This window comes from Kribbella albertanoniae, assembly GCF_004348455.1.
In the GTDB taxonomy this organism is placed as follows: domain Bacteria; phylum Actinomycetota; class Actinomycetes; order Propionibacteriales; family Kribbellaceae; genus Kribbella; species Kribbella albertanoniae.
Window position 1 is genome coordinate 1 of sequence record NZ_SMKA01000288.1, and the last position, 11,569, is coordinate 11,569.

An 11,569-nucleotide genomic window follows, 5' to 3' on the forward strand; every position below is an offset into this window, starting at 1 on the left:
GGCTTGGAGTTGGGCGGCGGCGGGGGTGGTGCCGTCGGTGTAGTAGTGCAGGAGGCGGGTGCCGGCGGAGGTTTCGTGGGCCAGGAGGTTGCCGGAGCCGCCGAGGCGGGCGGTGAGGTGGTCTTCGAAGGCGCGGAGTTCGTCGAGCATGTCGGATTCGGGGAGGCCGTCGTCGCGGACCACGGGGTAGCCGACGGAGATCTCGACGTGGGTGTCGAGGTGCGGGCGGCGGATGGAGCGCAGGGGGTACTCGGCGGTCGCGATCAGGCGCTGGCCGTCGCGGGTGCCTTCGAGCATCTTCCAGGCGGGGCTGCCGTCCTCGAGGGTGTGTTCGGCCGCGAACCCCGCGACGGCGGGGAGCAGGGTGTCGATCGGCCGGGCGTCCACGGGTGGTCGGTCGAGGGTGTCGATGGCGCCGATCCAGGTCTCGACCATCTCCTCACCGAGGACGAGATCGAGGATCAGGAAGGTGACCCGCTGCCGCACCTCGACCGGCAGATCGGGGAACGCCGGATGGAACACCCCGACATGAATCGCGGAAGCATCCGGGTCAACCTCGACCACGGCTTGCTCAATCGGTACGGCGGGCAGCCCCTCGAACTGGATGGTGCTGATCGGCCCCGGCCGGCGCAGATCGGCGTACTCCCACAACTCGTCGGAAGCCGGTGCCGAGCGGAGCCAGCGGCGGGCGGTCGCGCGGCGGCTCGGGTTCCCGGCGGCGGTGACGATGAGGGCGTGCTGGGCGTGCAAGCCGGGTCCCAGCTCCCAGTCGAGCTCGGGGTGGACGCGGTTCACCCACTCGCTCAGGGTCGCGCCGATCGCGGCGGGCTCTTTCCGGGCGATCGCTTCGGCGACGAGCGTCGCGCCGGCCGAGGTCCACCAGGTCCAGAACGCGCCGATCGGGTCGGCCTCCACGACGGCCGCCTTGCGACGCTTGAAGATGGGCATACGTCCCATCTTCCCTCGCCAGAGGTGCGGATACAGTCCGTGACCGGACCAGTACGCCACTGGTGTGGTCCCGGCCACAGGATTATGGGGCACCTGGTTCAGGCACGTAACCTGCAGACACCACTGGCATATGGGGCCGGCTGGCTTGAGGAGGAGAACAGAAGTGCTTCGGCGAGTCCTGCTGGGCATGTCCCGCAGCCCCCAGATCAAGAAGGCCGTCTCGGCCATGCCTGTTTCCAGTGGCATCGTGGCCCGGTTCGTGGCCGGTGAGACCGCTCCGGAGGCCGTGCTGGCCACCGAGAAGCTGGTCAGCAACGGCCTGAACGTCACCCTGGACCACCTCGGTGAGGACGTCACCGACCTGTCCGCGGCGACCGCGACCGTGGACGCCTACCTCGAGCTGCTCCGCAAGCTCTCCCAAGCCGGCCTCACCAAGAACGCCGAGGTGTCGGTCAAGCTGTCCGCGGTCGGCCAGGCGCTGCCCGGTGACGGCGAGAAGATCGCCCTGGAGAACGCCCGGACGATCTGCCACGCCGCCCGCAACGCCGGTACGACGGTCACCCTCGACATGGAGGACCACACCACCACCGACTCCACGCTGGGCATCCTGCGCGAGCTGCGCCAGGACTTCCCGGAGACCGGTGCGGTGCTGCAGGCCTACCTCCGCCGGACCGAGGGCGACTGCCGCGACCTCGCGCACGCCGGTTCCCGGGTCCGCCTCTGCAAGGGTGCCTACAAGGAGCCCGAGTCGGTCGCCTTCCAGGACAAGCGCCAGGTCGACAAGGCGTACGTCCGGGCGCTGAAGATCCTGATGAACGGCACCGGCTACCCGATGATCGCGTCGCACGACCCGCGGCTGATCGCGATCGCCGGCTCCCTCGCCGACCGCGCGAACCGCCAGCCGGGCTCCTTCGAGTACCAGATGCTCTTCGGCATCCGCCCCGAGGAGCAGCTCCGGCTGGCCGGCCTCGGTCACACCATGCGGGTCTACATCCCGTACGGCGAGGACTGGTACGGCTACCTGGTTCGCCGCCTGGCCGAGCGCCCGGCCAACCTCCAGTTCTTCGCCCGCTCCTTGATCAGCAAGAAGTAGAACTCAGTAAAAGTCGTACTGTGTGGGCATGACTGACCAGGTGGCCATTCTCGGGGCCGGTGTGATGGGCGAGACGTTGTTGTCGGGGCTGATCCGGGCCGGGCGACGACCGGAGCAGTTGCTGATCACCGAGCGCCGGGCCGAGCGTGCCGCCGAGCTGCGGGAGCGGTACGGCGTCGATGTCGTGTCCAACCTGGATGCCGCGGTGAAGGCCGACACGCTCGTGCTGGTCGTGAAGCCGCAGGACATGCCGGAGTTGCTGGGTGAGATCGCGTCGGTGGTCCGCCCGGAGCAGACCGTGGTCTCGCTGGCCGCTGGTATCTCGACGAGCTTCATCGAGTCGCGGCTGCCCGAAGGTGTCGCGGTCGTCCGGGTGATGCCGAACACGCCGGCCCTCGTCGACGAGGGGATGGCCGCGATCTCCCGCGGTGCGCACTGCGACGAGAGCCACCTCGCCCTGGCCGAGGGCCTGCTGTCCGCGACCGGCCGGGTGATCCGGGTGCCGGAGAAGCAGCAGGATGCGGTGACCGCGATCTCCGGGTCCGGTCCGGCGTACATCTTCTTCGTGGTCGAGTCGATGATCGAGGCCGGTGTCCACATGGGGCTGCCGCGCACCACGGCCACCGACCTCGTCGTACAGACCCTCTTCGGTTCGGCGAAGCTGCTGCGGGAGACCGGTGAGCACCCGACCGTGCTGCGCGAGCGGGTGACATCGCCGGGCGGTACGACGGCGGCCGCCGTACGGGAGTTGGAGGACCACAAGGTCCGGGCCGCGTTCCTGTCCGCGATCGAGGCAGCCCGGAACCGCTCGCGGGATCTCGCCGCCGAATAGCGTTATTCTGAAGCCCATTCTTTCCCGCAGGCTTGAATCGACTAGGGTCCCGCTCATGGGTAATCGTTCGGAGCAGCAGAGCCCCGAGCAGCTGAGCCCTGCTCCGGAGCCGGTGGCCCAGCTACCGGCCTTGCCGTGGCGGGTCCCGCTGGATCCCGCGCCGTGGTGGGCCTGGGCGTTGTTCATCACGCCGTTCATCGCCGTGCCGGCGCTGAACTCGTGGCTCTGGATGGGCGCCCGCGACATCCTCGCGGTCTTCCTGCTGACCGTCATCGGCGCTTCGGTGGTCCGGATCGCCGGCGGCGTCGTGCTGTACCGGGTGATGCTGACGCCGACCGCCCTCAAGGCCCGCACGAGCATGCTGATCCGCAGCCTGCCCTGGCAGGACGTCGACAAGATCGAGGTCGGCGACGACAACGTCGTCCTGACCCGCAACCAGGACGAGAACGAGATCAACGGCATCCCCGGCGACCGCACCGCCGAGGTCGCCGCGGTGATGGAGGCCCTGCGCATCAAGGCCGCCGGCCGCCCGGCCCGCCGCGCCACCCCGCGCCCCGGCATCGGCGCCCTGCTCGTCCTGCTCTACCTCGTGCTGTCCTTCGGGTCTTTCATGATGCGCTGGCACCTGGTCTGACGCCCGGCATAAGGTCGAGGCCATGGACTTTTCCTTTTGGCCGAACGCCGGCCGGACGTGGACCGAAGTACTCGAAGGTGCCGAGTACGCCGAGCGCACCGGCTGGCACGGCGTCTGGATCGCCGACCACTTCATGAAGAACGGCGACGACCTGTCGGTGCCGGTGAACGAGGCGTTCGCGCTGCTCGCCGGTCTCGCGGTCCGGACCGAGCGAGTGCGGATCGGGTCGATGGTGCTCGGCAACACCTACCGGCATCCGGCCGTCGCGGCGAACGCGGCCGCGACCATCGACCAGATGAGCAACGGCCGGTTCGTGTACGGCATCGGCGCCGGCTGGCAGGTGAACGAGCACGAGGTCTACGGCATCGAACTGCCGCCGACCAAGGAGCTGCTGGCCCGTTTCGAAGAGGCCTGCCAGGTCCTGACGGGCCTGCTCACCGAGGAGCGAGCAACCTTCGACGGCAAGTACTACCAACTCAAAGGCGCCCCGCTCGAGCCGAAGCCGGCCAAGCTGCCGGTTCTGATCGGAGCCGCCGGCGAGAAGGTTGCCCTGGGCATCGTTGCCAAGTACGCCGACGAGTGGAACCACTGGGGCCGCCCAGAACTCGCCGCCCACAAGGGCAAAGTGTTCGCCGAGCACTGTGAGCGGATCGGTCGCGACCCGAAGACGGTACGCCGCTCCGCCCAGACCTTCCTCGAGGTGATCGCCCCCGGCGACACCGAAGCGGTCGCGCGCAAGGAGAACTTCGAGTCCCGCGGGCTGCACGTGATCATGGGCTCCGCCCAGGAGGTCCTCGACGTCGTCGCCCAATACCCCGAGGCGGGCATCGACGAGATCCTCGTCCCGGACCACTGGTTCGGCTCCGGCGCCAAGCGCTACGAAACCCTCGAACGCCTCCGCGAAGAGGTCTTCAACAAGATCTAGAGAGAAAGCGTGGCCATCACGGGCCAGTGATCGCTGGGCAGCCGTCCGCCCGGACGGAAGTGGGAGACGGCTGCCTCGGTCACCGTCCAGGCCGGGCTGATCAGGATGTGGTCGATCCGGTCATCGTCCTCGGCCCCGGTGAAGTCGTGCCAGCTACCACCGGCATCGGCCGGTACGGCGTACCGCAGCCCGGCGTCCGTCAGCGCCTTCAGCGGCGGGGAGTCCGGGGTCGCGTTCAGGTCGCCCATCACGATCCACGGCACCTCACCGGCGACCCACTTCGCGACCAGGCGCGACGACTGCAGCTGCGCGACCTCGCCCGCGTGGTCGTAATGCGTGTTCAGTACGCCGATCGTCGTACCGCTGCGGTGCCGCAGCCACACGAGCGTGGCCACCCGGGTCAGATGCGCGTCCCAGCCGACCGATCCCGGCGTACCGGGGTCGTCGGACAGCCAGCGCGTCTCGGACCGCTCGATCCGCCAGTCACCAGGCCGGACCAGCACGGACGAATGCTCACCGGCACTCATCCCGTCGTCCCGCCCGGCGCCGACGATCTCGTACTTCGGGAACCGGAACCGCAGGTAGTCGAGCTGGTCGGGCAGCACCTCCTGCAACCCGACCACATCGGCCTCGAGCAGCTCGATCGCCGCCACCGCTGCCTCCCGCCGGAGCGGCCAGGCGTTCTCGCCGTCCGGGGCGGAGGAGTTACGGAGGTTGAAGGTGGCGGCCCTGATCTTCATGGCAACGATCCTGCCAAACCCATCGCTTGGGTCGCCGCGCGGAGTCGGGGAGTGCTGGCTTCGAGGGCACGATCCCGCCCTTGAGCGAGCAATTCGTCGATCGCTCCAGGGTCGGTCGCCAACCGGGCGTACTCCTTCTGCAGCGGCTCGATCACGGCCAGTACGGCGTCCGCCACGTCCTGCTTGAGCTCGCCGTACGACGAGTACGCCGCCGCCAGCGCGACCGGATCGCCGTCCGTGCACGCAGCCAGGATCTCCAACAAGTTCGTCACACCGGGCTTCGAGGACTCGTCGTGGCGGACCTCGTTCTCGGAGTCCGTGACGGCCCGCATCACCTGGCGCCGGATCACGTCCGGCGGGTCGAGCAGCCGGATCGTCCCGACCGCGTCGTCGGAGTCGGACTTGCTCATCTTGGCGGTCGGGTTCGCCAGGTCCTTGATCCGGGTGGCCAGCGCCGCCTTGTGCAACTCCGGTACGACGAACGTCTCGCCGTACTCGCGGTTGAACCGGATCGCGATGTCCCGGGCCAGCTCCACGTGCTGATCCTGATCGCCGCCGACCGGGACCCGCTGGGCGCCGTACAGGAGGATGTCCGCCGCCATCAGGCACGGGTAGGTGAACAGCGACGCCCGGGTCATCGGCCGGCCGCCCTTCTGTTTGTACTGGATCATCCGGGACAGCTCGCCGACGTACGAGGTGCACTCGAGCAGGTACGCGAGCTGGGCGTGCGTCGAGACGTCGGACTGGACGAAGACCGCCCCGGGCGGGATCCCGGCCGCCAGCATCAGCGTCGCGCACTCCCGGGTGAGCGTGGCGAGCCGCCGTGGATCGTGTTTGGTGGTCATCGCGTGCAGGTTCGCGACGAAGAAGAATCCGTCGGGATCGGTGAACCGCCGCAGGGCGCCGAGGTGGTTGCCCAGGGTCAGCCGGCCGGACGGGGTGATACCGGAGAGCGAGGTCATGTCATGACCTTTCGGTGAGGTGAGTGGCGAGAGCCCCACCGAGGGCACAAAAAAAGGCCGTCTCGGCGAGACGGCCTCGTGGATGCGTGTGAACGCCGGGTGACCGCCCTAGACGGCCCACCACAGCTGCAGATTCGTGTTCACAACCCCAGATTAGCTCACTGTGGGCGATCGGTCTGCACATGTTCTGCAAAATCTGTAACGCTTTGCAGTCCGGCACCGATGAACCGGACGTTGGACCCGCTGCTGACCCAGCGCTCGGGCGGGCCGGCGCAGCCTGTGGAGGGGTGTTGCGCCGCCCGCCGAATCGGGTTTGTCAGGATGAGGTCATGACGGTGCTGGTACGGCGACTGGCCGAGGACGACTGGGCCATCCTGCGCGAGGTCCGGCTGCGCGCCCTGATCGAGGCGCCGGGATCCTTCTACCAGACGTACGACGGCGCGGTGGTGCTGACCGAGGAGGACTGGCGATCCCGGCTGCGCTCCACCGACAAGGTGACCCTGCTGGCCGAAGCCGACGGCCAACCGGCCGGGATGGTGGTCGGCGCCCCGGCGGGACCGGACGAGCGGGACCCGGACGCTGCGTTGATGCTGTCGATGTGGGTCGACCCGTCGTTCCGTGGTCAGCGCGTTGCTGATGAGCTGACCACTGAGCTGATCGCCTGGTCCCGGGAGCAGCAGTACAAGCGGCTGCTGCTCTGGGTCTACGACGCCGCCCCGCGAGCGGCCGCGTTCTACCGCCGGGCCGGGTTCGAGCCGACCGGACGCGTCGAGACGTTCTACGACCCGACGCGCCCGCTCACGCTGATGTCCCAGACGCTCTAGGCCGTCGGGACCAAGCTGATGTCGATCGCGTCCAGCTCGGTGTAGCAGTCGCCCTTCATGAAGGTGACCGTGTTCTTGCCTGCGTTCAGCGGCAGGTCGACCTTCGAGACGCCGAGCAGGTCCCAGCCGTACGAGGGGTAGCTGACGATCGCCTGCGGGCCGCCGTTCGCGCTGACCTTGTGGCTGCACACGGCGTTCATCCCGTTCGCGCCCCTGGCCCGGATCCGGTAGTTGCCTGCGGCACCGACCTCGAAGGTGAACTTGACGAAGCTGGTGTCCAGGTCGATGTAGCCGATCTTCGCGCCACCGGAGGCTGACACGATCTGGGTCCGTTTGGTCGGCGCGCCACTGATCGAGGCGTTGGCCGACTGCTCGGCTTCCAGGCGGGTCACCTGCTGGCCGGTCAGAGCGGCGTACCAGCGAACCGCCGCCTTCGACGCGGCGCCGTAGTTCGGGTGCCACATGTCGACGAAGTCGTAGGGCTGGAAGAGGCCCGAGTTCGCGTCCAAGGCGGTGACACTCTTGCCAGCGGCAACCTTCGCGGCGACGATCCCGGGGATCGTGTAGTTGAAGGCGGCGACCCGGCTGTGGTGGTTGGGGTCCTGGAGCTGCGGGATCGTGGTCACGAAGACCTTCACGTCCGGCAGCGTCGTGGTGATGCTGTCGATCAGTGCCGACAGTCTGCCGGGCGCCGCGCCCGCCGCCGCGTCGTCGTACATGTCGTTGGTGCCGATCTGGAGCGTGATCACGTCCGGCCGGTAGGTGTTCAGCCAGCCGACGACATTGGCCTGGATCTGGCTGATCGTCCAGCCGCCGTGGCCCTCGTGGTCGGGGTCCATCAGGTTCGCCGGGCCGGCGGCACCCGAGCCGACGAAGTCGACCGGCCGCCCGTCCGCCCTGAGCAGTTGCCACAGGTCGGGGCGGTACGACCCCGCCCCGCTGCCGGTGGAGCTGCCCGTGTTCGAGTCGCCGATCGGCATGAGTTTGGTCGGGGTCGCCCGCTCGATCGGTACGGCGGGGCCGTCCGCGGCGGGTGCGTTTGTGGCACCGGTGACGGTGGCGGCGGTGACGGCGCTGCCGATCAGGGCCGCGGTGCCGAGCAGGGCGGGCAGTGCGCGATAGATCGCACGCATGAGGTTTCTCCTCGAGGTGGGCGGGCCGGACGTGGCGCATCGATCCTGAGCCGGTCGCGGGAGACGGGCAAACCTTTCGACCGACCCTGAACATCGGGCGGACCGCTATGGTCGGATCCATGAGTGGTGAGGCGAGACTGGTCTTCGAGGACGGCCTGACGAAGTACGACTTCGGGCGCGGGCATCCGATGAGTCCGATCCGGGTCCAACTGACCATCCGGCTGGCGCGGGAGCTCGGCATCCTGGACCAGTTGACGATTGTCCCCGCGCCGGTGGCGAGTGACGAGCTGCTGCGGACCGTGCACACGGCGGAGTACGTCGAGGCGGTCAAACGGGCCGGCGAACATCCCGACGTACCGGATCTCGAGCACGGACTCGGGTCGGACGACACCTACAACTTCGCCGGGATGCACGACGTCAGCGCGCAGATCGCCGGGGCCAGCGTCGAGGCTGCGCGATCGGTCTGGGAGGGCGAGGTGCTGCACGCGGCGAACATCGCCGGCGGGCTGCACCACGCGATGCCGAACCGGGCCAGCGGCTTCTGCGTCTACAACGACCCCGCGATCGCCATCCAGTGGCTGCTCGACCAGGGCGCCGAGCGAGTCGCGTACGTCGATGTCGACGTGCACCACGGGGACGGCGTACAGGAGGTCTTCTACAACGACCCCCGGGTGCTGACCGTGAGCCTGCACGAGTCGCCGACCACGCTCTTCCCAGGGACCGGCAGCGCCGGTGAGATCGGCGGACCGGACGCGCGAGGATCGGCGGTCAACATCCCGCTGCCGCCCGGGACCGGGGATGCGGGGTGGTTGCGGGCCTTTCACGCGATCGTGCCTGACGTTCTGAAGGCGTTCCAGCCGTCGATCCTGGTCACCCAACACGGGTGTGATTCCCATGTGGAGGACCCGCTCGCTCATCTGACCAAGACAGTCGATGGGCAGCGAGCGGCGTACCTGGCCCTGCACGACTTGGCCCACGAGGTGTGTGATGGGAAGTGGGTGGCCACCGGTGGTGGCGGCTACGCGATCATCGACGTCGTCCCGCGCGCCTGGAGCCACCTGCTGGCGATCGTCGCGGGGAAGCCGGTCGATCCGCAGACGCTGGTGCCGGAGGCGTGGCGCGAGGAGGTGCGGATCCGGTTCGGCCGGGTCGCGCCGCTGCGGATGACGGACGGCCGCGATCCCGAGTACATCGACTGGTCGACCGGTTACAACCCCGACACCTGGCTGGACCGGTCGATCAAGGCCACCCGGGATGTCGCTTTCCCGTACCTGGGCCTTGACCCGACGTACTGACTTCGTCACAGGATCGAGTCACACGAGTCCCCCTCTTTCCCATTCGCACCAACAGCCACTACCCTCGTCACATGCACGGACGGAGGTGCCGGAGGGGAAGCCGGCGCACGATCCGTGCTGGAAGTGCGGTGCGCAAATGGCATCAAAGAAGTCCGGTGGTGAGCAGCCGCTCGCAGAGGTGAAGTTCTTGACCGTGGCAGAGGTTGCCACGGCCATGCGCGTGTCCAAGATGACGGTGTACCGGTTGGTGCATTCCGGTGAGCTGCCCGCGGTGCGGGTGGGTCGTTCGTTCCGGGTGTCTGAGGATGCCGTGCACGACTACCTCAAGGGCGCCTTCTTTCAGGCCGGATAACCACGAGAGAGGCGGCCGGATCCCTAGTTGGGACCGGCCGCCTCGTCATGTCCCGTCCAGCCCGGACAGCGTCCGCAGTACGCCGATCGCCTGCTGGACCGTTGCGTCCGGGTGCCCGGTCCACACCTGGTGGTGGGCCGACGAGGTGGCGATCACGGCCTCCTCGGCGGCCTTGATGCCGTCGGCGGTCAGCCGGATCTGGGTGCCCCGGCCGTCGACCGGGTCGGGCTCGCGGTCGACGTAGCCCCGCCGTACCAGCTGGTTGATCACGTTGCTGGTGCCGCCGGAGGACAGGAACAGGTTGCGGCTCAGATCCGAGGGCTTCTGCCGGTACGGCGCTCCTGATCGGCGGAGCGCGACGATCACGTCGAACTCGGCCGCGGTCAGGCCGAGCTCCCGCAGCACCGGCCGGGTGGCCTGCTCCAGGGCGTCGGCCAGCACCATCACGCGCTTGCTCAGCTCGCTGGTCGGGTGCAGCGCGGCCGGCAGCTCGTCCTGCCAGGCCGCGATGATCCCGTCCACCCGATCCGTCGTCATGGTTGACAGTCTAGATGCCTTTGATGATAGCTTTTAAGAAAGCTTTCTACTGAGGAGATTTTTCTGATGCGCATACTCGTCCAAGGCGGCCTGGTGATCGACACCGCGCCGGAAGTGGTGGTGCGGCCGGAGACCGACGTACTGATCTCGGATGGCCGGATCGTGGCGGTCGGGCCTGGGCTGTCCGCTGATGGCGCTTCCGTGATTGATGCGCGCGGGCGGATCGTGCTGCCGGGGTTCGTCGACACCCACCGGCACGTTTGGCAGACGGCGCTGCGGGGGATCGGGACCGCGGGGGATCTCGGGTTCTATTTCGACAAGGTGATGCAGGCGCGCGGAACGCGGTACCGGCCTTCGGATGTTGCCGCAAGCAACCTTGTTGGTGCGCTGGAGTGCCTCGACGGCGGTATCACCACCGTGCAGGACTATTCGCATGTTCAGGGCTCGGCGTCGTTTGCCGAGGCTGCGGTCGATGCGCTGGATCGCAGTGGGATCCGCGCCGTCTTCGGCTTCGGACCGTCGCCGCTGGTCGGCGGTCCGGTTGACGGGAGTGCATTGCGGCGGGTCGCTGCCCTCGCCTCCGACCGGATCACCGTCGCGGTCGCATCCACCGGACCCGCCTACGCACCGTTCGAGGTCGTCGAAGCCGACTGGGCCTTGGCTGCTGAACTCGGGCTCTCGATCGTCACCCACATCGACCGCAGTCACCTCACCGAGACCCCGATCGCACTCCTGGCTTCGGCGAACCTGCTACGTCCCGACACGCTCTATGTGCACTGCAACAACCTTTCCGACGCGGAACTGAAACTGATCGCCGAATCCGGCGCCTCGGTCTCGATCGCCCCCGCAGTCGAGTCCCGCCTCGAAATGGGCGCGCCCGTCGCGGCCCGCCTGAAGTCCCTGGGTGTCCCCGTCAGCCTCGGCATCGACACTGTCACCAGTGCCGCCGGCGACATATTCAGCGCCATGCGCGAGATCCTCGCCCTCGGCCACAACTCCTTCACTGCCGCCGAAGTCCTCCAACTGGCCACCGTCGCCGGCGCCCATGCCCTCAATCTCCCCGACATCGGCTCCCTTGCCATAGGCAACCAAGCCGACCTCATCCTGCTGCGCGCCACCGACCTCAACCTGGCCGGCGGCCTCCAGGACCCAGTAGCCACCGTCGTTACCTCAGCCCACCCCGGCAACGTAGAAACAGTCCTCGTCGGCGGCACGGTGGTCAAACGCAACGGACGCCTAACCACCACGCCCGTCCCCGAGGCCCTGGCCGCCCTAGCCACCTCCACCACCCACC

13 protein-coding genes are annotated in these 11,569 nt (G+C 68.3%); 8 read left to right on the forward strand and 5 right to left on the reverse strand.

The genetic code is table 11. The features are described from left to right. A partial coding sequence (locus E1261_RS37830; RefSeq protein WP_132414560.1) for a DUF695 domain-containing protein occupies window positions 1-948 on the reverse strand: 948 nt, incomplete at its 3' end. Between the two features lie 163 nt (window positions 949-1,111). On the opposite strand from E1261_RS37830, the gene E1261_RS37835 reads away from it, so the two are divergent. From E1261_RS37835 to E1261_RS37850, 4 genes are read left to right on the forward strand one after another with little or no spacing between them, the layout of a single operon-like run. Continuing rightward, window positions 1,112-2,041: a proline dehydrogenase family protein gene (locus E1261_RS37835; RefSeq protein WP_132414561.1), complete on the forward strand. Its 930-nt coding sequence runs from the start codon at window positions 1,112-1,114 to the stop codon at window positions 2,039-2,041. 28 nt (window positions 2,042-2,069) lie between these two features. Beyond that, window positions 2,070-2,873, forward strand: coding sequence for a pyrroline-5-carboxylate reductase (gene proC, locus E1261_RS37840; RefSeq protein ID WP_132414562.1), 804 nt, complete (start codon window positions 2,070-2,072; stop codon window positions 2,871-2,873). Between the two features lie 55 nt (window positions 2,874-2,928). After that, window positions 2,929-3,507, forward strand: coding sequence for a hypothetical protein (locus tag E1261_RS37845; protein ID WP_238176681.1), 579 nt, complete (start codon window positions 2,929-2,931; stop codon window positions 3,505-3,507). Between the two features lie 22 nt (window positions 3,508-3,529). Next, window positions 3,530-4,432, forward strand: coding sequence for a TIGR03560 family F420-dependent LLM class oxidoreductase (locus E1261_RS37850; RefSeq protein ID WP_132414563.1), 903 nt, complete (start codon window positions 3,530-3,532; stop codon window positions 4,430-4,432). Here the strand turns inward: E1261_RS37850 and E1261_RS37855 are convergent. Together E1261_RS37855 and trpS are read right to left on the reverse strand one after the other, a co-directional pair. Then, the gene (locus tag E1261_RS37855) at window positions 4,429-5,172 is read right to left on the reverse strand and encodes an endonuclease/exonuclease/phosphatase family protein (RefSeq protein ID WP_132414564.1); all 744 of its coding nucleotides are present in this window, start codon (window positions 5,170-5,172) and stop codon (window positions 4,429-4,431) included. The two genes, E1261_RS37850 and E1261_RS37855, sit on opposite strands and share 4 nt — an antisense overlap. Beyond that, the gene (gene trpS / locus E1261_RS37860; protein WP_132414565.1) at window positions 5,169-6,134 is read right to left on the reverse strand and encodes a tryptophan--tRNA ligase; all 966 of its coding nucleotides are present in this window, start codon (window positions 6,132-6,134) and stop codon (window positions 5,169-5,171) included. Before trpS ends, E1261_RS37855 begins: the two co-directional genes overlap by 4 nt. A 329-nt stretch (window positions 6,135-6,463) precedes the next feature. On the opposite strand from trpS, the gene E1261_RS37865 reads away from it, so the two are divergent. Beyond that, entirely contained in the window at window positions 6,464-6,958 is a 495-nt protein-coding gene (locus E1261_RS37865; RefSeq protein WP_165952781.1) for a GNAT family N-acetyltransferase, read from the forward strand. On the opposite strand, the gene E1261_RS37870 is transcribed toward E1261_RS37865, so the two are convergent. Then, window positions 6,955-8,091 (reverse strand): GDSL-type esterase/lipase family protein, encoded by a 1,137-nt coding sequence (locus E1261_RS37870; RefSeq protein ID WP_132414567.1) that lies wholly within the window; start codon window positions 8,089-8,091, stop codon window positions 6,955-6,957. The two genes, E1261_RS37865 and E1261_RS37870, sit on opposite strands and share 4 nt — an antisense overlap. Window positions 8,092-8,210: 119 nt before the next feature. Here E1261_RS37870 and E1261_RS37875 point away from each other — a divergent pair, with 119 nt between their 5' ends. Together E1261_RS37875 and E1261_RS37880 are read left to right on the forward strand one after the other, a co-directional pair. Then, window positions 8,211-9,386: an acetoin utilization protein AcuC gene (locus E1261_RS37875; protein WP_132414568.1), complete on the forward strand. Its 1,176-nt coding sequence runs from the start codon at window positions 8,211-8,213 to the stop codon at window positions 9,384-9,386. Window positions 9,387-9,522: 136 nt separating this feature from the next. Beyond that, window positions 9,523-9,738 carry a helix-turn-helix domain-containing protein gene (locus tag E1261_RS37880; RefSeq protein ID WP_012923942.1) on the forward strand — a complete coding sequence of 72 codons (216 nt, stop codon included), beginning with the start codon at window positions 9,523-9,525 and terminating at the stop codon, window positions 9,736-9,738. Between the two features lie 45 nt (window positions 9,739-9,783). On the opposite strand, the gene E1261_RS37885 is transcribed toward E1261_RS37880, so the two are convergent. Further along, window positions 9,784-10,275, reverse strand: coding sequence for a MarR family winged helix-turn-helix transcriptional regulator (locus E1261_RS37885; protein WP_132414569.1), 492 nt, complete (start codon window positions 10,273-10,275; stop codon window positions 9,784-9,786). Between the two features lie 66 nt (window positions 10,276-10,341). On the opposite strand from E1261_RS37885, the gene E1261_RS37890 reads away from it, so the two are divergent. Further along, on the forward strand, window positions 10,342-11,569 hold a 1,228-nt coding region (locus E1261_RS37890), incomplete at its 3' end, for an amidohydrolase family protein (protein WP_202875386.1).